Source organism: Paraburkholderia elongata (genome assembly GCF_013177735.1).
Classification (GTDB): domain Bacteria; phylum Pseudomonadota; class Gammaproteobacteria; order Burkholderiales; family Burkholderiaceae; genus Paraburkholderia; species Paraburkholderia elongata.
The window spans coordinates 26,916-49,295 of the sequence record NZ_WOEZ01000094.1 but is presented as its reverse complement, the minus strand read 5'-3'; the positions used below and the strand labels follow the sequence as shown (position 1 = coordinate 49,295).

17 protein-coding genes are annotated in these 22,380 nt (G+C 62.3%); 13 read left to right on the top strand and 4 right to left on the bottom strand.

Features of this window, described 5'->3' with window-relative positions:
- The first annotated feature begins 8 nt into the window (after positions 1-8).
- From GNZ13_RS18610 to GNZ13_RS18580, 7 genes are all read left to right on the top strand, one after another.
- A complete protein-coding gene (locus tag GNZ13_RS18610; protein WP_172166977.1) occupies positions 9-1,403 on the top strand; it encodes an L-serine ammonia-lyase in 1,395 nt (464 codons plus the stop codon).
- 46 nt (positions 1,404-1,449) lie between these two features.
- A complete protein-coding gene (locus GNZ13_RS18605; RefSeq protein WP_063499000.1) occupies positions 1,450-2,694 on the top strand; it encodes a sarcosine oxidase subunit beta family protein in 1,245 nt (414 codons plus the stop codon).
- A gap of 16 nt (positions 2,695-2,710) precedes the next feature.
- Positions 2,711-3,037: a sarcosine oxidase subunit delta gene (locus GNZ13_RS18600; protein WP_172166975.1), complete on the top strand. Its 327-nt coding sequence runs from the start codon at positions 2,711-2,713 to the stop codon at positions 3,035-3,037.
- A complete protein-coding gene (locus GNZ13_RS18595; protein ID WP_172166973.1) occupies positions 3,034-6,036 on the top strand; it encodes a sarcosine oxidase subunit alpha family protein in 3,003 nt (1,000 codons plus the stop codon). The genes GNZ13_RS18600 and GNZ13_RS18595 overlap by 4 nt, the downstream gene beginning before the upstream one ends.
- Complete coding sequence (locus GNZ13_RS18590; protein WP_172166972.1) at positions 6,026-6,682, top strand: sarcosine oxidase subunit gamma; 657 nt, start codon at positions 6,026-6,028, stop codon at positions 6,680-6,682. Before GNZ13_RS18595 ends, GNZ13_RS18590 begins: the two co-directional genes overlap by 11 nt.
- A gap of 60 nt (positions 6,683-6,742) precedes the next feature.
- Entirely contained in the window at positions 6,743-7,006 is a 264-nt protein-coding gene (locus GNZ13_RS52415) for an SET domain-containing protein (protein WP_063499004.1), read from the top strand.
- Between the two features lie 235 nt (positions 7,007-7,241).
- Positions 7,242-8,660: an MFS transporter gene (locus GNZ13_RS18580; RefSeq protein ID WP_172166968.1), complete on the top strand. Its 1,419-nt coding sequence runs from the start codon at positions 7,242-7,244 to the stop codon at positions 8,658-8,660.
- 14 nt (positions 8,661-8,674) lie between these two features.
- Here GNZ13_RS18580 and betA read toward each other — a convergent pair whose 3' ends face one another.
- The 3 genes from betA to betI are packed head-to-tail and all read right to left on the bottom strand — an operon-like array spanning position 8,675 to position 12,472.
- The gene (betA, locus tag GNZ13_RS18575; protein WP_172166966.1) at positions 8,675-10,360 is read right to left on the bottom strand and encodes a choline dehydrogenase; all 1,686 of its coding nucleotides are present in this window, start codon (positions 10,358-10,360) and stop codon (positions 8,675-8,677) included.
- A 12-nt stretch (positions 10,361-10,372) separates the two neighbouring features.
- Positions 10,373-11,842, bottom strand: coding sequence for a betaine-aldehyde dehydrogenase (gene betB, locus GNZ13_RS18570; protein WP_172166964.1), 1,470 nt, complete (start codon positions 11,840-11,842; stop codon positions 10,373-10,375).
- Between the two features lie 42 nt (positions 11,843-11,884).
- Complete coding sequence (betI, locus tag GNZ13_RS18565) at positions 11,885-12,472, bottom strand: transcriptional regulator BetI (protein WP_074287574.1); 588 nt, start codon at positions 12,470-12,472, stop codon at positions 11,885-11,887.
- Between the two features lie 252 nt (positions 12,473-12,724).
- Here betI and fdhA point away from each other — a divergent pair, with 252 nt between their 5' ends.
- The gene (gene fdhA / locus GNZ13_RS18560) at positions 12,725-13,924 is read left to right on the top strand and encodes a formaldehyde dehydrogenase, glutathione-independent (protein ID WP_172166962.1); all 1,200 of its coding nucleotides are present in this window, start codon (positions 12,725-12,727) and stop codon (positions 13,922-13,924) included.
- Positions 13,925-14,065: 141 nt separating this feature from the next.
- Here fdhA and GNZ13_RS18555 read toward each other — a convergent pair whose 3' ends face one another.
- The gene (locus GNZ13_RS18555; protein ID WP_172166960.1) at positions 14,066-15,061 is read right to left on the bottom strand and encodes a GlxA family transcriptional regulator; all 996 of its coding nucleotides are present in this window, start codon (positions 15,059-15,061) and stop codon (positions 14,066-14,068) included.
- 430 nt (positions 15,062-15,491) lie between these two features.
- On the opposite strand from GNZ13_RS18555, the gene GNZ13_RS18550 reads away from it, so the two are divergent.
- From GNZ13_RS18550 to GNZ13_RS18530, 5 genes are read left to right on the top strand one after another with little or no spacing between them, the layout of a single operon-like run.
- Positions 15,492-16,766, top strand: coding sequence for a serine hydroxymethyltransferase (locus GNZ13_RS18550; RefSeq protein ID WP_172166958.1), 1,275 nt, complete (start codon positions 15,492-15,494; stop codon positions 16,764-16,766).
- An 18-nt stretch (positions 16,767-16,784) separates the two neighbouring features.
- Positions 16,785-17,756: a dipeptidase gene (locus GNZ13_RS18545; RefSeq protein WP_172166956.1), complete on the top strand. Its 972-nt coding sequence runs from the start codon at positions 16,785-16,787 to the stop codon at positions 17,754-17,756.
- Positions 17,757-17,814: 58 nt separating this feature from the next.
- Entirely contained in the window at positions 17,815-18,351 is a 537-nt protein-coding gene (locus GNZ13_RS18540; RefSeq protein WP_172166954.1) for a DUF5943 domain-containing protein, read from the top strand.
- Positions 18,352-18,400: 49 nt separating this feature from the next.
- Complete coding sequence (locus GNZ13_RS18535; RefSeq protein WP_172166952.1) at positions 18,401-20,464, top strand: NADH:flavin oxidoreductase; 2,064 nt, start codon at positions 18,401-18,403, stop codon at positions 20,462-20,464.
- 2 nt (positions 20,465-20,466) lie between these two features.
- Entirely contained in the window at positions 20,467-22,380 is a 1,914-nt protein-coding gene (locus GNZ13_RS18530; RefSeq protein WP_172166950.1) for a (Fe-S)-binding protein, read from the top strand.

Sequence of the window (22,380 nt, the reverse complement as noted above, 5' to 3'; positions counted from 1 at the left end):
GGCACGCCATGAACGTCAGCGTCTTCGATCTGTTCAAGATCGGTATCGGTCCTTCCAGCTCGCACACCGTCGGGCCGATGATCGCCGCTTGCCGCTTCGCCTCGCATATCGAAGACGCCAATCTGCTGGGCTTCGTGCGCCGCGTCAAGGTCGAACTGTTCGGCTCGCTCGGCGCGACCGGCAAGGGACACGGCACGGACAAGGCGGTGCTGCTCGGCCTCGAAGGCAATCTGCCCGATCTGATCGACCCCGACGTAATCGAGCCGCGTCTGCAGGCGATTCGCGAAACGAAGCAACTGGTGCTGCTCGGCAAGCACCCGGTCAAATTCGACGAGCGGGAACAACTCGGCTTCTTCCGCAAGCTGATGCCGGGTGCGCCGGGCTCGAGCATCGTGCATCCGAACGGCATGCGTTTTCAGGCTTTCGATGAAAACGGCCAGCTGTTGGTGGAGAAAGAGTATTACTCGATCGGCGGCGGCTTTGTGATCAATCGTGAAGGCGACCGCGTCAATGGCCTGCGCGCCGGCGCGGAAGTGCCACATCCGTTTCGGACCGGCGACGATCTGATGCGTGTGTGCCGTGAAACCGGTTTGTCGATCGCAGAGGTGACGCTGCGCAACGAATGCGCGTCGCGTACCGAACAGGAAGTACGCGAGGGGCTGCTGACGATCTGGCGCGTCATGTCCGCCTGCGTCGAACGTGGCTGCAAGGTGCGTGGCGAGCTTCCCGGCCCGATGCACGTGAAGCGCCGCGCCGCCGACCTGTGCGCGCAATTGCGTTCGCGTTCGGAAGAGTCGCTGCGTGATCCGCTGTCGATGCTCGACTGGGTCAATCTCTACGCGATGGCCGTGAACGAAGAAAACGCTGCAGGCGGCCGTGTCGTCACGGCACCGACCAACGGCGCGGCCGGTGTGATTCCCGCGGTGCTGCATTACTACGTGAAGTTCATGCATGCGTCGAACGATGAGGGCATCGTCACGTTCCTGCTGACGGCTGCCGCGATCGGCATCATCTACAAGGAAACCGCCTCGATCTCGGGCGCCGAAGTGGGCTGCCAGGGCGAGGTGGGCGTGGCCTGCTCGATGGCTGCAGCGGCGCTCGCCGCCGTGATGGGCGGCACGCCGACGCAAGTGGAAAACGCCGCCGAAATCGGCATGGAACACAACCTCGGCATGACCTGCGACCCGGTGGGGGGCCTCGTGCAGATTCCCTGCATCGAACGTAACGCTATGGGCGCGATCAAGGCGCTGAACGCCGCGCGCATGGCGATGAAGGGCGATGGCCAGCACTACGTGTCGCTCGACAACGTGATTAAGACCATGCGCGAAACCGGCGCGGATATGAAGACCAAATACAAGGAGACGTCGCGCGGTGGCCTCGCCGTGAACGTCATCGAATGCTGATCGAGTCAGGAAGCAAAGAGTATCAACAGTACCCAAAGGACCAACAATGAGCCGCTATTCGATATTCAGCCTGTTGCGCAACGGGATGTCGTATCACGAGAACTGGGAGCGTCAATGGAAGAGCCCGGAGCCTAAGCGTGAATACGACGTCGTGATCGTCGGCGGCGGCGGGCATGGTCTCGCCACTGCCTATTACCTCGCGAAGGAGCATGGCGTGCGCAATATCGCCGTGCTGGAGAAAGGCTGGATCGGCGGCGGCAATACCGCGCGCAATACGACTATCGTGCGCTCGAATTATCTGTGGGACGAATCGGCCGCGCTCTACGAAAAGGCGATGAAGCTGTGGGAAGGTCTGTCGCAGGACCTGAACTACAACGTGATGTTCAGCCAGCGCGGCGTGATGAACCTTGCGCATACGTTGCAGGATGTGCGCGACACCGAACGGCGTGTGAATGCGAACCGGCTGAACGGTGTGGATGCCGAATTCCTGACGCCTGAGCAAATCAAGGAAATCGAGCCGACCATTAATCTGAATAGCCGCTATCCGGTGCTCGGCGCGTCGATCCAGCGTCGCGGCGGTGTGGCTCGGCATGATGCGGTGGCGTGGGGTTTTGCGCGCGGCGCGGATCAACATGGTGTGGACATCGTTCAGAACTGCCAGGTCACCGGTATTCGCCGCGACGGTAGTCAGGTGGTCGGCGTGGATACCACGAAGGGGTTCATCAAGGCGAAGAAGGTCGCGGTGGTCGCGGCAGGCAATACGTCCACGCTCGCCGATATGGCCGGCATCCGCTTGCCTTTGGAGAGTCATCCTTTGCAGGCTTTGGTCTCAGAGCCGATCAAACCGGTCGTCAACACGGTGGTGATGTCGAACGCGGTGCACGCCTACATCAGCCAGTCCGACAAGGGCGATCTGGTGATCGGCGCGGGCGTCGATCAATACACAGGCTTCGGTCAACGCGGCAGTTTCCAGATCATCGAAGGCACGCTCGAAGCGATTGTCGAGATGTTCCCGGTGTTCTCCCGCGTGCGGATGAACCGCCAGTGGGGCGGCATCGTCGACGTGTCGCCGGATGCGTGCCCGATTATCAGCAAGACCGACGTAAAGGGGCTTTATTTCAACTGCGGCTGGGGCACGGGCGGCTTCAAGGCGACACCCGGATCGGGCTGGGCCTATGCGCACACGATCGCGAGGGACGAGCCTCATCCGCTGAATGCGCCGTTCTCGCTGGACCGTTTTTACACCGGTCACCTGATCGACGAGCACGGCGCCGCCGCCGTCGCCCACTAACGCTGAGGAGAACCAGATGCTGCTGATCGAATGCCCGTGGTGCGGGCCACGCGCCGAAACCGAATTTTCTTGCGGCGGCGAAGCGGACATTGCACGTCCGTTCGATACCGACAAGCTCACCGACAAGGAATGGGGCGACTACCTGTTCATGCGCAAGAATCCGCGTGGCGTGCATCGCGAGCAATGGATGCACACGCAAGGATGCCGCCGCTGGTTCAAGGCGCAGCGCGACACGGTGAGCTACGAGATTCAGGGCTACGAGACGTTCGAACGTCCGCTGCTCACGATGGACAGCAATGAGGCTAACGCACAAGGCAAGGCACACGAGGGCAAGGCACCATGAGCCAGAAAGACCGACTCCCCAGCGGCGGGCGCATCAACCGCGCGATCGTACTGAACTTCACGTTCAACGGGCGCAAGTATCAGGGCTATCAGGGCGACACGCTCGCCTCCGCGTTGCTCGCGAACGGTGAGCACTTCGTGGCGCGCAGCTGGAAATACCACCGGCCGCGCGGCATCGTGACGGCGGGTGTGGAAGAACCGAATGCGATCGTCCAGCTCGAAACCGGCGCGTACACGGTACCGAACGCGCGTGCGACTGAAGTGGAGTTGTATCAGGGACTCGTCGCGACCAGCGTGAACGCGAAGCCGAGTATCGAGAAAGACCGCATGGCGATCAACCAGAAGTTCGCGCGCTTCATTCCGGCTGGCTTCTACTACAAGACCTTCATGTGGCCGCGCAAGTTCTGGCCGAAGTATGAAGAGGTGATCCGCGACGCAGCCGGCCTCGGCAAGGCGCCCGAGCAAACCGATGCGGACCGCTATGACAAGTGCTTTGCGCATTGCGACGTGCTGGTGGTCGGCGGTGGCCCGACGGGTCTGGCGGCCGCGCATGCGGCGGCATTGTCCGGTGCACGCGTGACGCTGATCGACGATCAGCCGGAACTTGGCGGTTCGTTGCTGTCGTGCCGCGCGGAAATCGACGGCAAACCGGCGCTGCAATGGGTCCACAAGATCGAGGACGAGCTGCGGCAGATGCCCGATGTGAAGATCCTGTGCCGCAGCACCGCATTCGGTTACCAGGACCATAACCTCATCACCGTCACGCAGCGGCTCACGGAACATCTGCCGGTATCGCAAAGAAAGGGCACGCGTGAACTGATGTGGAAGATCCGCGCGAAACGCGTGATTCTCGCAACAGGCGCGCATGAGCGGCCGATCGTGTTCGGCAACAACGATCTGCCGGGCGTGATGCTGGCTTCGGCTGTGTCGACATATCTGCATCGCTACGCGGTACTGCCGGGCCGCAATGCTGTCGTGTTCACGAACAACGACGACGGTTATCAATGCGCGCTCGATCTGAAAGCGGCCGGTGCCCAGGTGACGGTCGTCGATCCGCGTGCGGGCGAATCGAAGGGCACGCTGCCCGCGCTCGCACGGCGCTACGGCGTCAAAGTGATGAACGGTGTGGCCGTGACGGCGGCGCACGGCAAGCTGCGGGTTGCATCGGTCGATGTGGCGTCGTATTCGAACGGACAGGTCGGTGCGAAGCGGAGCGAGCTGCCCTGTGATCTGCTCGCGATGTCCGGCGGCTGGAGCCCGGTGCTGCACCTGTTCGCCCAGTCGGGCGGCAAGGCGCACTGGCATGACGAGAAGGCTTGCTTCGTGCCGGGCAAGGCGATGCAGGCGGAAACGAGCGTCGGCGCGTGTGCCGGCGACTTCACGCTGGGACAGGGTATTCGCTTTGCCGTCGACGCCGGTGTCGAGGCGGCGCGCGCGGCTGGCCACATCGTTGCGCGGCCAAATCCGGTGCAGGTGGCTGAGATTGCCGAAGCGAAGATGCAACCGCTATGGCTCGTCGGCGGCCGCGAACTCGCGACGCGCGGGCCGAAGCAGTTCGTCGACTTCCAGAACGACGTGTCGGCGGCCGATATTTTCCTGGCAGCGCGCGAAGGCTTCGAATCCGTCGAGCACGTGAAGCGCTATACGGCAATGGGTTTCGGCACCGATCAGGGCAAGCTCGGCAATATCAACGGCATGGCGATTCTCGCGCAGGCACTCGGCAAGACGATTCCCGAAACCGGCACGACGACGTTCCGTCCGAACTACACGCCGGTCACATTCGGCACGTTTGCCGGCAGCGAGCTCGGAGAGTTTCTCGACCCGGTACGCAAGACAGCGGTGCACGAATGGCACGTGGGAAACGGTGCGGCGTTCGAGGACGTCGGCAACTGGAAGCGCCCCTGGTACTACCCGAAAGCTGGCGAAGACATGCATGCCGCGGTGGCGCGTGAGTCACTGGCGGTGCGCACGAGCGTCGGCATCCTCGACGCCTCGACGCTCGGCAAGATCGACATTCAGGGCCCCGATTCCGCGAAGCTGCTGAACTGGGTCTACACGAATCCGTGGAGCAAACTGGAAGTCGGCAAATGCCGCTATGGCCTGATGCTCGACGAAAACGGCATGATTTTCGACGACGGCGTGACCGTGCGTCTCGCCGACCAGCACTACATGATGACCACCACCACCGGCGGCGCAGCGCGTGTGCTCACGTGGCTCGAACGCTGGCTGCAAACCGAGTGGCCAGACATGCGCGTGCGGCTTGCTTCCGTGACGGATCACTGGGCGACCTTCGCCGTGGTCGGTCCGAACAGCCGCAAGGTCTTGCAGAAGGTCTGCCCGGACATCGACTTTGCGAACGCGGCGTTCCCGTTCATGAGCTATCGCGAAGGCACCGTGGCGGGGGCGGCGTCGCGCGTGATGCGGATCAGCTTCTCGGGCGAGTTGGCTTATGAAGTGAATGTCCCCGCGAACGTCGGTCGCGCGGTGTGGGAGGCGCTGATGGCCGCTGGCGCGGAATTCGACATCACGCCGTATGGCACGGAAACCATGCACGTGCTGCGTGCAGAGAAGGGCTACATCATCGTCGGGCAGGATACGGACGGATCGATGACGCCGTATGACCTCGGCATGGGCGGGCTGGTCGCGAAGTCGAAGGACTTCCTCGGCAAGCGTTCATTGACGCGAACGGACACGGCGAAGGCGGGGCGTAAGCAACTGGTCGGGCTGCTTTCGGATGATCCCTCGTTCGTGATTCCCGAAGGCTCGCAGATCGTGGCCGGTCCGTTCCAGGGCGATACCGCACCGATGCTCGGCCACGTCACGTCGAGCTATTACAGCCCGATCCTGAAGCGCTCGATTGCGATGGCGGTGGTGAAGGGCGGTCTCGACAAGATCGGCGAAACGGTCACGATTCCGGTCGCGAGCGGCAAGCAGATTGCAGCCAAGGTCACCAGCTCGGTGTTCTACGACAGCGAAGGAGCACGTCAACATGTGGAATGAAACAAAAGAGACGGTGTCGGCGATGAATCGCGCTGTCGGCAAGCAAACCGGTGTGTGGCAGGAGTCGCCGCTGGTGGGTGCGGATGCGCTGCTGAAGAAGCATCAGGCGACGGCGTCGGCGGCGTTCCGATTGAGCGAGCGGCCGTTTCTGGAACTGGTGAACGTGCGTGGTGACACGCGCGACGCAGCGTTCGTGAGCGCGGTGGAAAGCGTGATCGGCTGCCGGCCGCCCGAGAAGGCGAACACCATTGCGCGCGGCAATGGCTACGACATGCTGTGGCTCGGTCCCGACGAGTGGCTGGTGCGCTCGGCTATGGCGCACGATGCGACCCGTACCGCGCCGTTGCAGACGAAGCTCGGCGCGGCATTTGCGGGCGTGTTCGCGTCGGCGGTGGATATCGGCAGCGGCTATACGGTGCTCGAAATTAGCGGCACGCGCACGCGTGAAGTGCTGGTGCGCGGTTGCCCGCTCGATCTGCACCCGAAATTATTCGGTGAAGGGCAGTGCGCGCAGACCCACTATTTCAAGGCATCGATGACGCTGTTGCCGACCGGCGCGGACAGTTTCGATATCGTCGTGCGCCGCAGCTTTGCGGACTACTTCGTCAAGATCATGCTCGATGCGGCCGAGCCGCTGATGTCGTGAAGCGCGGCGAGCGGTGTCTTGCTGAGGCACTGCTCGCGGCTCTTCCGGCCGCTGACTGACATGACGTCGACACGTCTAGCCACTGCGCGTCTTACTGAACGCGCGTGCCAACAGGGCGATGCCCACGCCGCGCTTGCGCTGCTCGATCAGAGCATCGTGTTGCGACACCGGCGCATCGCATTGATCCGCTATCTCCTCGCGCAGCAGTTGGGCGCACCGCTGCAGTCGCGGCATCACGAATACGTTGAGAAGATCGCCGCTCGTTTGAGTGCGGATGCGCTCGCGCGCATTGCTGGTGCTGCGCGTGCTCGGTTGCGACCGTAAAGCTCGATTTCGTACATGCACCGCTTCGATCATGAAGCGCTGTTTCGCCCTTACACGGCTTCGACCCGAAAGTGCGCCTCTCGCGCGTATGCGTGCGCGCGCGAAAGACTGGAACGACGGCCCCGTTCCATCCCGATGACGTATTTCTTCTATGTGGCCGAATTATGTCGGCGTCTACTGAAATGCACTGATCGGAACGTCCACGCGGCAGCCGCCGCATCAACGAGGGCATAACATGTCTACCGCTTTTCAGCCTCGCGCGAGCGCAGCCGCCAGACTCGAGCGACTGCCGTTCTCCGGATATCACCGGACCATCTTCATCATCATCGCGATCGCATTCTTTTTCGACTCGGTCGATCTCGGCACAATGACCTTCGTGCTCGGCTCGATCAAGAGCGAATTTCATTTGTCGAGCGCGACGACGGGGCTGGTCGCGAGTGCGAGCTTCTTCGGCATGGTAATCGGCGCGGCTGTGGCTGGATTGCTGGCTGATCGCTTCGGGCGGCGCCCCGTGTTTCAGTGGAGCATGGTGCTATGGGGCCTCGCGTCGTATCTGTGCTCGACCGCGCAGAGTGTCGAAGCGCTCATTTTCTTTCGCGTGCTGCTCGGTTTCGGCATGGGCATGGAGTTTCCCATCGCGCAGACGCTCTTGTCCGAATTCGTGCCGGCAGCGTCTCGAGGACGACTGATCGCGCTGATGGACGGCTTCTGGCCGCTCGGTTTCATCACGGCGGGCGTGGTGTCGTATTTCGTATTGCCGGCGTTCGGCTGGCGCACGGAGTTCGCGTTGCTGGCGATTCCTGCCGTGTTCGTGCTTATCGTGCGCCGCGTCGTGCCGGAATCGCCGCGCTGGCTGGAACATCGCGGACGCCTCGCGGAAGCGGACAAGATCCTTGCCGAGGTCGAAGTGAAGGTCATGAAAGCGGCCGGCCTGAGCCAGTTGCGCGCGCCTGTGACGCTGCAGGAACCACCGGCCGCGAAGGGCACGAGCGCGTTTCGCGAGATCTGGAGCGTGGCCTACCGGCGCCGCACGATCATGGTGTGGACGCTGTGGTTCTTCGCGTTGCTCGGATTTTATGGCCTGACGTCCTGGCTCGGCGCGTTGATGCAGCAAGCGGGTTTTGCGGTGACGAAGTCGGTGCTGTATACGGTACTGATTTCGCTCGGTGGGATACCCGGGTTTATTTGCGCAGCGTGGCTGGTCGAACGCTGGGGACGTAAGCCGACGTGCATCGCGTCGCTGGCCGGCAGCGCGGTGATGGCCTATGTCTACGGACAAACCGCGCTGCACGCACAAACGCCGACGTTGCTGATCTGCGCCGGACTTGCGATGCAGTTTTTTATGTTTGCGATGTGGGCGGGGCTTTACACCTATACGCCTGAGCTTTATGGCACGGGTGCGCGGGCTACAGGATCAGGCTTTGCATCGGCGATTGGCCGCGTGGGCTCCTTGATCGGCCCTTACGTGGTCGGTGTGGTGTTGCCGATGTTCGGGCAAGGCGGCGTGTTTTCGCTCGGCGCGATGTGTTTTGTGATCGCTGCTGCGGCGGTGTGGATCATGGGGATCGAAACGCGTGGGCTGGCGCTGGAGACCTTGGTGTCTGAAGCGGTTGAGCCGGACGCGCAGGGGGTGTTGAGCCCTGCGCGTGAGTGAATGCTCGGCGGGTATTACACCGCCGCTGGTTCACGTTTCCTTGACGCCGCTCCGTGTGCCACGAAGTAAGGCGTCTCCACCCGCGCCAGCGCCTCCCGTCCGCGAATCCGATCGGCGATCTTCTCCGCCAGCATGATCGTCGGTGCGTTCAGATTGCCGGTTGTGATCTGCGGCATGATCGACGCATCGACCACGCGCAGCGCTTCCATGCCATGCACGCGGCCCTCGCTATCCACCACCGCCATATCGTCATAACCCATCTTGCATGAGCACGACGGATGAAACGCCGTCTCCGCACGGTTGCGCACGAAGGTGTCGAGTTGTTCGTCGGTTGTGAGTTCAGCGCCCGGATTCAGCTCACGCCCGCGATAACGATCGAGCGCCGGCTGCCGCATGATCTCGCGCGTAATGCGGATACCGTCGCGGAATTCGCGCCAGTCGAGCGGATCGGCCATGTAATTGAACAGGATGCTCGGATGCGCGGCAGGATCGCGTGACGTGAGCTTCACACGGCCACGGCTTGGCGAGCGCATCGAACCGACATGCGCCTGGAAGCCGTGCATTTTGATCGCGTTCGACCCGTTGTAGTTGATCGCGACGGGCAGGAAGTGATACTGGATGTTCGGCCACAGATCATCGTCGCGGGTACGGATGAAGCCGCCCGCTTCGAACTGATTGCTCGCGCCGATACCCGTGCCGTTAAGCATCCATTCAAGTCCGATGGCAGGTTGATTCCACCATTGCAACGCGGGATACAGCGAAACCGGCTCCTTGCATTCGTACTGGATATACATCTCCAGATGGTCCTGTAGATTCTCGCCGACGCCTGGCAGATCGTGCACGAGTGGCACGTCGAGTTCACGCAGCCACGTCGAGCGGCCAACGCCTGAGCGTTGCAGCAATTGAGGCGAGGCAATCGCGCCGCTGCACACCAGCACTTCGCGGCGTGCATGCGCAGTCACCGCATTGCCATGATGCTGATACGCGACGCAAACCGCACGCTTGCCCGAGAACAGCACGCGATCGGTCATGGCATGCGTCACGATGGTCAGATTCGGACGCGTCTTCGCGCGATCCAGATAACCGCGCGCGGTGCTGGCGCGTCTGCCGTTCGCCGTGACCGTGCGATCCATCGGGCCGAAGCCTTCCTGCTGATAGCCGTTCAGATCATCGGTGCGCGGAAAGCCCGCCTGCACGCCGGCCTCCACCATCGCGGCGAACAAGGGATTGTTGCCGGGCTTGCTCGTCGTCACATGAACCGGGCCGTCGCCGCCGTGATACGCGTTCGCGCCGACATCGCGTGTTTCGGCTTTGCGGAAGTACGGCAGACAATCCAGATAAGTCCAGTTTTCCAGACCAGGACGCCCGGCCCAGCCGTCGTAATCGAGCGCATTGCCGCGGATGTAGCACATGCCATTGATCAGCGACGAACCGCCGAGCCCCTTGCCGCGTCCGCACTCCATGCGACGGTTGTTCATATGCGGCTCCGGGTCGGTTTCGTACGCCCAGTTATAACGCCGCCCTTGCAACGGATAGGCGAGGGCCGCGGGCATCTGCGTGCGAAAATCGAAACGGTAGTCGGGGCCGCCTGCTTCGAGGAGCAGCACGGTCACGTCCGCGTCTTCGGTCAGGCGCGAAGCGAGCACGTTGCCCGCTGAACCCGCACCGACGATGATGTAGTCGTATTCGTTCGAAGCCATCGCCACCTCTCCTTAGAACACCGGTTGATACGGGCCGAGTTCGACCTGCACGGACTTGATGCGCGTGTAGTGTTCGAGCGTGGTGATGCCGTTCTCACGGCCGACGCCCGATTGCTTGTAGCCGCCCACCGGCATTTCCGCGGGCGACTCACCCCACGTATTGATCCAGCAGATACCCGCTTCGAGACGATGAATCACGCGATGCGCGCGCGCCAGGTTCTCGGTTACGACGCCCGCGGCAAGACCGTAAGCGGTGCTATTCGCGCGAGCGATCGCTTCGTCTTCGTCGTCGAAAACGAGAATGCTCATCACCGGGCCGAAAATTTCTTCGCGCACGATACGCATGTCGTCATGGCAGCCGGTGAAAACCGTCGGCTCGACGTACTGGCCGTTGCGGAAGTGGCCTTCCGTCAGCCGCTTGCCGCCGGCAATTAGCCGCGCGCCTTCCTGCACGCCGCTTTCGATGTAGCCGAGCACTTTCTGCAATTGCGCGGCGCTGACCAGCGGGCCAAAGTTGGTGTCGGCGTCAGTGGGCGCGCCGACGCGAATCCGCTTTACGCGCTCCAGCACCAGCGTTTCGAACCGTTCCAGCACGCTACGCTGCACGAATACACGTGTGCCGTTTGTACAAACCTGACCGGAGCTGAAAAAATTGGCGCTCATCGCAATGTCGGCGGCGCGTTCGAGGTTGGCGTCGTCGAAGACGAGCAGGGGGGATTTGCCGCCCAGCTCCATCGTCACTTCTTTCAGCGACGATGCGCCTGCCAGCGACATGACCTTCTTGCCCGTTTCAACGCCGCCGGTGAACGAAATCTTCTCGATGTCGGGATGCGCGGCGAGCATGGCACCCACGCGTCCGTCGCCTTGTACGACGTTGAACACGCCGGCCGGCACACCGGCTTCGGTATAAATCTCAGCGAGTTTCAAAGCGGACAGTGGCGTGATTTCGCTCGGCTTGAAGATCATCGCATTGCCGGCCGCCAACGCGGGCGCCGATTTCCAGCACGCGATCTGGATCGGGTAATTCCACGCGCCGATACCTGCGCACACGCCCAGCGGTTCACGCCGCGTATAAACAAACGACGAGGGTCGCAACGGAATCTGTTGTCCTTCGATGGCAGTCGCAAGTCCCGCGTAATACTCGATCACGTCCGCGCCGGTGACGATATCGACCGCCCGGGTCTCCGCGATCGCCTTGCCCGTGTCGCGTGTTTCGAGCGCGGCGAGTTCGTCATTGCGGTCGCGCAAGATCTCGACCGCGCGGCGCAGAATGCGCGAGCGCTGCATTGCCGTGAGCGCGGCCCACTCGCGTTGGCCGTCACGTGCGGATTGCACCGCGCGATCCACGTCGGCCGCCGAGGCTTGCTGCACGGTTGCGAGCGTTTCGCCGGTGGCGGGGTCGAGCGTGTCGAAAGTCTCGCCACTGGTCGCGTCGACGTAGCCGCCGCCTATATAGAGACGTTGCGTTGCGAATACCGCCATGACTTGCTCCTTTTCTGAAAATGTCGCTGCTCTGGTTGCGTTCTAGTTGCGTGCTTCCAACAGCAGATCGATGTAGTCGTTTGCCACGCGCAGTGCAGCCTTCGTATCGAAGGGCTCACCGGACAAAGCGCCGCGCAGCCATAGCCCGTCGATTAGCGCCGCCAGGCCGCTTGCCGCACGGCGTGCCGCAGCACGCGGCAGTGCTTTAGAAAAATCCGCGCACAGGTTCGAGTTCAAGCGCCGCGTGTTCACGTATTGAAGCCGCCGCAATTGCGGCTTGTGCATGCTCTCGGACCAGAAGGCGAGCCACGTTTTCATGACCGGGCTGCTGGTCTGCTCCGCGTCGAAATTCGCTGCGACGACCGCGCGCAGTTTCGAGCGGGGATCCGCCTTCGCCGCACGGCGCCGTCTTGACGTGGCTTGCCACAGATCGCGCAGCACGTGGCGCATGGTGGCTTCGAGCAAACCGTCCTTGTCGCCGAAATAGTGGCTGACGATGCCGGTGGAAATGCTCGCGCGCTGCGCGACCGAAGCGAGCGTCGCACCGGCGAGACCGGTCTGGTCGATGGTCAGCAGGGTTGCGTCGATCAACTGGGCGCGGCGGATTTCGCGCATTCCAAGTTTGGGCATGGTGCTAGAGGCGGCAGGCGCAGGCAGGCCACCCAAGTGTTCGATGGGCCATGTTAGTTTTTTTATGTTGAACGGTCAATCAATAAAAAATTGGCGGCATCAACGTGCGCGCGGGTTGCACCTTGCGTGTCGGTTCCTGCCAAACCGGTGTCGTGTTCGGTACATGTCCTTTGCTTCAGCGGGCGCTACGCTCGTTAAACGGCGTGCCACATCGAGTCGGGCGCGTCGCTCACAGGACATGGAGACAGGCAAATGAGCAGCAATCGCGGCGTCGTGTATCTAGGGCAGGGCAAGGTGGAAGTGCAGTCGATCGACTTTCCGAAGATGGTCGATCCGCGTGGCCGGTCAATCGGCCACGGCGTGATCCTGAAGGTGGTAAGCACGAATATTTGCGGCTCCGATCAGCACATGGTGCGCGGCCGCACGACCGCCGAGGTCGGCCTCGTACTCGGCCATGAGATCACCGGCGAGGTGATCGAGGTGGGCCGCGATGTTGAAACGTTGAAGATCGGCGACTTGGTGTCGGTGCCGTTCAACGTCGCCTGCGGACGCTGCCCGACCTGCAAGGCGCAGCATACCGGCGTGTGCCTGAACGTGAATCCGTCACGGGCGGGTGGGGCTTATGGCTACGTCGACATGGGCGGCTGGATCGGCGGTCAGGCTGAGTACGTGCTGGTGCCGTACGCCGACTTCAATCTGCTGAAATTCCCCGACCATGCTCAGGCGATGTCGAAAATCCGCGACCTGACGTGCCTGTCCGACATTCTGCCGACCGGCTATCACGGCGCGGTGATGGCGGGCGTGAAGCCCGGCGCTACGGTCTACATTGCAGGGGCGGGACCGGTGGGGATGGCGGCGGCCGCTTCCGCGCGCTTGCTGGGCGCGGCCTGCACGATCGTCGGCGATATGAATGAGGCGCGACTCGCGCATGCGCGCAAGATGGGTTTCCAGACTATCGATTTGTCGAAGGACGCCACGCTCGGCGAACAGATCGAACAGATTCTCGGCAAACCCGAAGTGGACTGCGCGGTGGACTGCGTCGGCTTCGAGGCGCACGGTCACGGCAGCAGCGGCTCGCATGAGGAAGCGCCGGCCACGGTGCTCAATTCGCTGATGGAAATCACCCGGGCCGCGGGCGCGATCGGGATTCCGGGCCTTTACGTGACGGACGATCCGGGCGCTACCGATGCCGCCGCCCGCAAAGGCAGCCTGAGCATTCGCTTCGGTCTCGGCTGGGCCAAATCACACTCGTTCCATACCGGGCAGACGCCGGTGATGAAGTACAACCACAATCTGATGCAGGCGATCCTGTGGGACCGGCTGCCGATTGCGGACATCGTCAACGTGACCGTTGTCTCGCTCGACGAGGCCCCGGACGGTTACCGGCAGTTCGATGGGGGCGCGCCGAAGAAGTTTGTGATCGACCCGCACGGGCTGTTGAAGGCGGCTTGATGCGCGAAGGGACCGCGTTCGCGGTCCTGTCTGAGACTGTCACGCAAGGCTGAACAGCGTGATCACAACGCACGCGTTGAGCGGGTTCCAGTTCAACGCGTTGTGTTTTCAGGCGGTGAAGTTGTCAGTGAGGCAATCGACTCAAGCGGCCATCACCGGCGCCGCAGCCAGCGACGGCGCCTGCCTGCGCCGTTCGCGCGTGGGCGCGGTGCCGAACGCGTCGCGATAGCTCTTCGAGAAGTGGCAAGCCGACTGGAAGCCGCAAGCCATCGTGATATGCATGATCGACATGTCGGTCTGCAGCAGCAACTCGCGGGCGCGCCGCAAGCGCAGCGTCAGATAGTAATGCGTGGGCGTCATCCCCAGGTGCTCGCGGAACAGGCGCTGCAATTGCCGTTGCGACATGCCGGCGAGCCGTGCGAGCTCCTCGCGTGAAAGCGGCTCTTCGATGTTGTTCTCCATCAGCGAGATCACTTCGAAGAGCGACTTGTTGGCCGACCCGAGCCGCGCCACCAGCGGCATTTTCTGTTGTGCGCTCGTATCGCGCACGTGTTCGACGATGAACTGCTCGGCGATCTGCGTGACCCGTGCCGTGCCGACACGCGGCGCGATCAGGTTGAGCATCATGTCGAGTGGGGCGACGCCGCCCGTGCAGGTGACGCGATCGCGATCGACCACGAACAGTTCTTTCAGAAAGCGCGTGTCGGGAAACTCTTCTTTGAGCGCCGACATGTTCTCCCAGTGAATTGCACACGCGTAACCGGCCAGCAAGCCGGCACGCGCCAGCGCATAGGTGCCGGTGCACAGGCTGCCGAGCACACAACCCATGCGGGCGAAGCGGCGCAACGCGACGAGGTGAGCGGGGGTGGTGGCGCGCTGCACATCGATGCCGCCGACCACAAACACGATATCCGGCTGATCGACGCATTCAACTGGACCGGTATCGACCGCAAGACCGTTGCTCGCCGTCACCGGGCCGCCTTCGGGGCTCACGATCGACCAGCGGTAAAGCGTTTGTCCTGTCAGGTAGTTCGCCATGCGGAGGACTTCGATCGCGTTGGTGAACGCGATCATCGTGAAGTTCGGAACCGGCATGAATGCGAAATGCGACAGCGACGCCGTGCGATCGGTGGACATGGGGGAAATGAATCCTTCGAATCTGTAATGTCGCGTCGCCGTGGGGAGCGGCGACTCCTGCAATTTTGAGGACGAGCGCAACTAACGTGCCATCAGGCTAAACCCTCGGTTGCCCATCAATAAAGTTGGATAGCTAAACGAACGGCACCAGAACGGAGCCACCAGCGCTCACATTCGCACCCGAAGTGCGCACAGCGATCAGCTGCAGTGCAGCATGAGCGCGAATAGCTAACGATCGTTCGCAACCCGTTATCGCGACTTGTCGAAAAAGGACGCGGATGGCGGAAAAGGCAAAGAACGCGTCTGAATTCGTAAATTGGCGCGCGGGGCGAACGTCAAGAATAGACGCAATGCAGACGGGTACTAGCGGGCCTTCAGGGCCGCTTCCGGCACTCCGTCAACGCCCGTTTCCTGAACCCAAGGACCTTCCATGTCGAACCCGAATCCTTTCTTCGAAGAATCGCTCGCCACGCGTGATGCGGCGGTGCGCGGCGCCATTTTGAAAGAGCTGGAGCGCCAGCAGTCGCAAGTCGAATTGATCGCGTCGGAAAACATCGTGTCGCGCGCGGTGCTCGAAGCACAAGGCTCGGTGCTGACCAACAAATACGCGGAAGGGTATCCGGGAAAACGCTACTACGGTGGTTGCGAATACGCCGACGTGATCGAAACGCTGGCCCTCGACCGGATCAAGCAACTGTTCAACGCGAAATTCGCCAACGTGCAGCCGCACTCCGGCGCGCAGGCGAACGGCGCGGTGATGCTCGCCCTGGTGAAGCCGGGCGACACGGTGCTCGGTATGTCGCTCGACGCGGGCGGCCACCTGACCCACGGCGCCAAGCCGGCGATGTCGGGTAAGTGGTTCAACGCGGTCCAATACGGCGTTAATCGCGACACGATGCTGATCGATTATGAGCAGATCGAGGAACTCGCGCAGCAGCACAAACCGGCGCTGCTCATCGCCGGCTTCTCGGCTTATCCGCGCGCATTGGACTTCGCACGGTTGCGCGCGATCGCCGATGGCGTGGGCGCGAAGCTGATGGTGGATATGGCGCACATCGCTGGGATTATCGCGGCCGGGCGTCACCAGAATCCGGTTGAGCACGCGCACGTCGTCACGTCGACCACGCACAAGACGCTGCGCGGTCCGCGCGGCGGCTTTGTACTGACGAATGACGAAGACATCGCCAAAAAGATCAACTCTGCCGTGTTTCCCGGCTTGCAAGGCGGCCCGCTGATGCATGTGATCGCCGGCAAGGCGGTGGCGTTCGGCGAAGCGTTACAACCGGGCTTCAAGACCTACATCGATAACGTGCTGGCCAATGCGCAGGCGCTAGGCGAAGTGCTGAAAGCGGGCGGCGTCGATCTGGTGACGGGCGGCACGGACAACCATCTGCTGCTGGTCGATCTGCGTCCGAAGGGCCTCAAAGGCAATCAGGTCGAGCAGGCGCTGGAACGCGCGGGCATCACCTGCAACAAGAACGGCATTCCTTTCGACACCGAGAAGCCGACGGTCACGTCCGGCATTCGCCTCGGCACGCCGGCGGGCACGACGCGTGGCTTCGGCGTGAGCGAGTTCCGCGAAGTGGGGCGGTTGATCGTCGAAGTGCTCGACGCGCTGCGCGATCATCCGGAAGGCCATGCCGCAACCGAACAACGCGTGCGCCGCGAAATTTTCGCGCTGTGCGAACGCTTCCCCATCTACTAAGCACGCCTGGAGCAAATGATGAGCACTCTGCACGACAACAGCATCATCATCGACGGTCTGAACATTTCGAAGTTCGAGCGCTCGGTGTTCGAAGACATGCGCAAGGGCGGCGTGACCGCGGTGAACTGCACGGTGTCGGTTTGGGAAAGCTTCCAGAAGACCGTCGACAACATCGCCGAGATGAAGCAGCAGATCCGCGAATACGGCGAGATCCTGACGCTCGTGCGCACCACCGACGACATCTTGCGCGCGAAGAAAGAGAACAAGACCGGCATCATTTTCGGGTTCCAGAACGCGCATGCGTTCGAAGACAACCTCGGCTATATCGAGACCTTCAAGGATCTCGGCGTGAACGTGGTCCAGCTTTGCTACAACACGCAGAATCTGGTCGGCACGGGCTGTTATGAGCGCGATGGCGGGCTGTCAGGCTATGGCCGTGAAGTGATTCAGGAGATGAACCGCGTCGGCATCATGGTCGATCTCTCGCATGTGGGCGGCAAGACGTCGTCCGAAGCGATCGCGGCGTCGAACAAGCCGGTGTGCTACTCGCATTGCTGCCCGTCGGGGCTGAAAGAGCATCCGCGCAACAAGAGCGACGAGCAACTGAAAGAAATCGCCGATGCAGGCGGTTTTGTCGGCGTGACGATGTTCGCGCCGTTCCTGAAGCGCGGCCCGGACGCGACGGTCGAAGACTATATCGAAGCAATCGACTACGTGGTGAATCTGATCGGTGAAGACCAGGTCGGTATCGGCACGGACTTCACGCAAGGTTACAGCACCGAGTTCTTCGACTGGATCACGCACGATAAGGGTCGTTATCGCCAACTGACGAACTTCGGCAAGGTGGTGAATCCGGAAGGCATTCGCACGATCGGCGAGTTTCCGAACCTGACGGCCGCGATGGAGCGTGCCGGCTGGAGCGAGACGCGCATCAAGAAGATCATGGGTGAAAACTGGGTACGGGTGTTCGGCGAAGTGTGGAAAGTTTGATTTCCACCTTATTTTCCACATTATCGAACGTAACCCCATAAAAGAACGGAGCCTCCACATGCAACCCCAACTGCCTATCGACGTCGATCCGAACACCGGCGTCTGGACGACCGACGCGCTGCCGATGCTCTACGTGCCGCGTCACTTCTTCACGAACAACCACACTGCCGTTGAGGAAGCGCTCGGCATCGACGCGTATGCCGAGATTCTCTACAAGGCCGGCTACAAGTCCGCATATTTCTGGTGCGACAAGGAAGCAAAACAGCACGGCATTGCCGGCATGGCGGTGTTCGAGCATTACCTGAACCGGCTGTCGCAACGCGGCTGGGGCCTCTTCACGATTCCCGAAGCCGATCCGTCCAGCTCGCGTGCTCGCATCGAATTGCACCACTCGTCGTTCGTGCTCGCGCAGCCGGGCAAGGAAGGCAAGCTTTGCTACATGTTCGCCGGTTGGTTCGCGGGCGCGATGGACTGGGTCAACGACACTGCGCCGGATGGACAGCGCAAGGGTCCGCCGTCCCATTCGAAGGAAGCGCGCTGCGCGGCTGAAGGCCACGATCACTGCGTGTTCGAAGTGTCGCCGCTCGCATCGTAACTGCAACGCACACAGCCGCATACAGCTATTAATTCCGAGGTCGATCGCGATGCGTTACCCGAACCTTTTCAAGCCTCTCACGCTAAACAAACTGACTTTGCGTAACCGCATTGTCAGCACCGCGCACGCGGAGGTGTATGCGGAGCCGGGTGGTCTGCCCGGCGACCGTTATATCCGTTACTACGAGGAGAAGGCCAAGGGCGGCGTCGGCCTCGCCGTGTGCGGCGGCTCGAGCCCGGTGTCGATCGACAGCCCGCAAGGCTGGTGGAAGTCGGTGAATCTCTCGACCGACAAGATCATCGATCCGCTCGCGCGGCTCGCCGAAGCGATGCATCGGCACGGCGCGAAGATCATGATTCAGGCCACGCACATGGGCCGCCGTTCGGCGTTTCATGGCGAGCATTGGCCGCATCTGATGTCGCCGTCAGGCGTGCGTGAGCCGGTTCACCGCGGCAATGCGAAGATCATCGAAGTGGAAGAGATTCGCCGCATCATTTCGGACTTTGCCGCGGCCGCGAAGCGCGTGAAGGATGCCGGGATGGACGGCATCGAAATTTCGGCGGCCCACCAGCATCTGATCGATCAGTTCTGGAGTCCGCGTACGAATTTCCGCAACGACGAATGGGGCGGCTCGCTCGAAAACCGTCTGCGTTTCGGCACGGAAGTGTTGAAGGCTGTGCGCGAAGCGGTGGGCGCGGATTTCTGCGTCGGTCTGCGCATGTGTGGCGACGAATTCCATGAAGACGGTCTCGATCACGAACAACTGAAAGAGATCGCCCAGGCGATGAGCGAAACCGGCCTGATCGATTACCTCGGCGTGATCGGTTCCGGCGCGGATACGCACAACACGCTGGCGAACTGCATGCCGCCGATGGCGCTGCCGCCTGAACCGTTCGTGCACCTCGCGGCCGGGATCAAGTCGGTGGTGAAGCTGCCGGTGATGCATGCGCAAAGCATTCGCGACGCGGGCCAGGCGGAACGTCTGCTGGCGAGCGGCATGGTCGATCTGGTCGGCATGACGCGCGCGCAGATCGCCGATCCGCATATGGTCATCAAGATCCGCGACGGCCGCGAAGACGAGATCAAGCAATGCGTGGGCGCGAATTATTGCATCGACCGCCAGTACAACGGGCTGGACGTGCTGTGCGTGCAGAACGCCGCAACGTCACGTGAAGAAACCATGCCGCACGTGATCGCAAAGACACGTGGACCGAAGCGCAAGGTAGTCGTGGTCGGTGCGGGTCCGGCGGGACTGGAAGCGGCGCGGGTGGCGAAGTCGCGTGGTCATGACGTGGTGCTGTTCGAGAAGAACGATTACGTCGGCGGTCAGATCATGCTGGCCGCGAAAGCGCCGCAGCGCGAGCAGATGGCGGGCATCGTCCGCTGGTTCGATATGGAGACGAAGCGCCTCGGCGTCGATCGACGTCTCGGTGTTGCCGCCGACGAAAAAACCATCATGGCCGAGAAGCCGGACATCGTCGTGCTGGCCACGGGCGGTTCGTCGTTCACGTCGCAAGTCGCGGCGTGGGGCGTCGAAGAAGGGCTCGCGGTCAGTTCGTGGGATGTGCTGTCGGGCAAGGTCGAGCCGGGCAAGAACGTGCTGGTTTATGACGGCGTCAGCACACACGCCGGCACGGGCGTCGCGGATTTCATGTCGAGCCGCGGCTCGAACGTCGAGATCGTGACGCCTGACGTGAAGGTTGCCGACGACGTCGGCGGCACCACGTTCCCGATTTTCTATCGGCGCCTCTACGCGCAAGGCGTGATTCACACGCCGAACTACTGGCTCGATAAGGTCTATGAGGAAGACGGCAAGAAGATCGCCGTGATCCGCAACGAGTACACCGAAGAGCAGGAAGAGCGCGCGGTCGATCAGGTGGTGATCGAGAACGGCAGCACGCCGAACGACCAGCTCTACTGGGCGCTCAAGCCCGAGTCGGTGAATCGCGGCCAGGTGGACGTGCATAAGCTCTTCGCGTCCGAGCCGCAACCGTCGCTCAGCGAAGAACTCGGTAACGGTCGCTTCCTGCTGTTCCGCGTCGGCGACTGTATTTCCATGCACAACATTCACGGCGCGATCTACGACGCGCTGCGCCTTTGCAAGGATTTCTGACGATGAGCCCCGTGTTTGTCATCACCGTCCTGCTGTGGTTGTCGGTGGCGGGTCTGGCGTTCGCGCTCGCCAAGCGCGCTGCGTACTGGCGCGAAGGCCGCGCCACGGCAGCGGGCGCGTACGGCTGGGCCAATCTGCTGGCGATTCCGAAGCGCTATTTCGTCGACCTTCACCATGTGGTTGCGCGTGACCCGTACATCGCGAAGACGCACGTGGCGACGGCGGGCGGTGCGATCCTCGCGATGGCGCTAGTGTTCGTCAACTACGGCCTCGCCATCTACTCGCCGTGGCTCGACAAGCTGATCTTTCTGGCAGCGCTGGTAATGCTGGTCGGCGCGGTATTCGTCTGGCGTCGGCGGCATGGTGCGAAGGCGGTGCCGACACGGCTCTCGCGTGGGCCTTGGGATCATCTGCCGCTATTGCTTGGCTCGTTCGCGCTCGGTTTGGCGCTGTTCATCGCGCTGCCGGCAGCGGCGATGTCGGGTGCGCTGGCCATCATCGTCGCACTGCTGATCGCGGTGGGCGCGTTCACGATGACGTTCGGTGCGGCTCGTGGCGGTCCGATGAAGCATGCGCTCGCCGGTCTGCTGCACCTCGCGTTTCACCCGCGTCAAGAGCGCTTTGCCGAGCGTAACGACAACGATGTTGTGCCGCCGACCGCGCTGAAAGCGCCGCTGCTCGACGCAAAGGAATACGGCGTCGGCAAGCCGGTCGAGTTTCGCTGGAACCAGTTGCTGAGCTTCGACGCCTGCGTGCAGTGCGGCAAGTGCGAAGCGGCGTGCCCCGCGTTTGCCGCCGGGCAGCCGCTCAATCCGAAGAAGCTCATTCAGGATCTTGTCACGGGCATGGTTGGTGGCACGGACGAGGCGTATGCCGGCAGCCCGACGCCAGGCATTCCGGTCGGCAAACACGGCGGCGCGCCGGACAAGCCGCTCGTGTCGAGCCTGATCGAAGCGGACACGCTGTGGTCCTGCACCACCTGCCGCGCCTGCGTGCAGGAATGCCCGATGTTGATCGAGCACGTCGACGCGATCGTGGATATGCGCCGCAACCAGACGTTGGTCGAAGGCAGCGTACCCGGCAAAGGTCCGATTACGCTCGCGAATCTGCGTGAGACCGGCAGTTCGAACGGTTATGACATCGGTGCGCGGTACGACTGGGCGGTCGATCTGCAAGTGCAGGTCGCGCAACCGGGGCGCCTGGTGGACGTGCTGTTGATCGCCGGCGAAGGTGCGTTCGACATGCGCTATCAGCGCACGCTGCGAGCGTTGATCAAAGTGCTGAACCGGGCGGGGATCGACTACGCGGTGCTCGGTGGCGTCGAAACCGATACCGGCGACACGGCGCGGCGCTTGGGCGATGAAGCCACCTTCCAACAACTCGCGACCAAACTGATCGGCACGCTGTCGCAGTACTCATTCCGCAAGATCGTTACCGCCGATCCGCACGTGCTACACAGCCTGCGCAACGAATATCGCGCACTCGGCGGTTTCTACGAGGTGCAGCACCATACGGCGCTGATCGAAGAACTGGTATCGAGCGGCAAGCTGTCGCCAAAGGCGGTCGCCGCGTTCGCGGACCGCAAGGTCACGTATCACGATCCGTGCTATCTGGGCCGCTATAACGGCGAGACGGAAGCGCCGCGTCGGTTGCTGAAAACCATCGGCATCAAGGTAGTCGAAATGGAACGCAACGGTATGCGCGGACGTTGTTGCGGCGGTGGCGGCGGGGCGCCGTTGACTGACATTCCCGGGAAAAAACGCATTCCGGATATCCGTATCGACGACGCCCGCAGCATCGGCGCCGAGATCGTTGCGGTGGGTTGCCCGAATTGCACGGCGATGCTCGAAGGCGTGGTCGGCCCGCGCCCGGAAGTGCTGGACGTCGCCGAACTGGTTGCCGCGGCGCTGGAGTAA

What these genes read in the sequence shown, in the direction of transcription:
- GNZ13_RS18610 (WP_172166977.1), top strand. Translation starts at nt 9, where the DNA reads ATGAACGTCAGCGTCTTCGATCTGTTCAAGATCGGTATCGGTCCTTCC.
- GNZ13_RS18605 (WP_063499000.1), top strand. Translation starts at nt 1,450, where the DNA reads ATGAGCCGCTATTCGATATTCAGCCTGTTGCGCAACGGGATGTCGTAT.
- GNZ13_RS18600 (WP_172166975.1), top strand. Translation starts at nt 2,711, where the DNA reads ATGCTGCTGATCGAATGCCCGTGGTGCGGGCCACGCGCCGAAACCGAA.
- GNZ13_RS18595 (WP_172166973.1), top strand. Translation starts at nt 3,034, where the DNA reads ATGAGCCAGAAAGACCGACTCCCCAGCGGCGGGCGCATCAACCGCGCG.
- GNZ13_RS18590 (WP_172166972.1), top strand. Translation starts at nt 6,026, where the DNA reads ATGTGGAATGAAACAAAAGAGACGGTGTCGGCGATGAATCGCGCTGTC.
- GNZ13_RS52415 (WP_063499004.1), top strand. Translation starts at nt 6,743, where the DNA reads ATGACGTCGACACGTCTAGCCACTGCGCGTCTTACTGAACGCGCGTGC.
- GNZ13_RS18580 (WP_172166968.1), top strand. Translation starts at nt 7,242, where the DNA reads ATGTCTACCGCTTTTCAGCCTCGCGCGAGCGCAGCCGCCAGACTCGAG.
- betA (WP_172166966.1), bottom strand. Translation starts at nt 10,360, where the DNA reads ATGGCTTCGAACGAATACGACTACATCATCGTCGGTGCGGGTTCAGCG.
- betB (WP_172166964.1), bottom strand. Translation starts at nt 11,842, where the DNA reads ATGGCGGTATTCGCAACGCAACGTCTCTATATAGGCGGCGGCTACGTC.
- betI (WP_074287574.1), bottom strand. Translation starts at nt 12,472, where the DNA reads ATGCCCAAACTTGGAATGCGCGAAATCCGCCGCGCCCAGTTGATCGAC.
- fdhA (WP_172166962.1), top strand. Translation starts at nt 12,725, where the DNA reads ATGAGCAGCAATCGCGGCGTCGTGTATCTAGGGCAGGGCAAGGTGGAA.
- GNZ13_RS18555 (WP_172166960.1), bottom strand. Translation starts at nt 15,061, where the DNA reads ATGTCCACCGATCGCACGGCGTCGCTGTCGCATTTCGCATTCATGCCG.
- GNZ13_RS18550 (WP_172166958.1), top strand. Translation starts at nt 15,492, where the DNA reads ATGTCGAACCCGAATCCTTTCTTCGAAGAATCGCTCGCCACGCGTGAT.
- GNZ13_RS18545 (WP_172166956.1), top strand. Translation starts at nt 16,785, where the DNA reads ATGAGCACTCTGCACGACAACAGCATCATCATCGACGGTCTGAACATT.
- GNZ13_RS18540 (WP_172166954.1), top strand. Translation starts at nt 17,815, where the DNA reads ATGCAACCCCAACTGCCTATCGACGTCGATCCGAACACCGGCGTCTGG.
- GNZ13_RS18535 (WP_172166952.1), top strand. Translation starts at nt 18,401, where the DNA reads ATGCGTTACCCGAACCTTTTCAAGCCTCTCACGCTAAACAAACTGACT.
- GNZ13_RS18530 (WP_172166950.1), top strand. Translation starts at nt 20,467, where the DNA reads ATGAGCCCCGTGTTTGTCATCACCGTCCTGCTGTGGTTGTCGGTGGCG.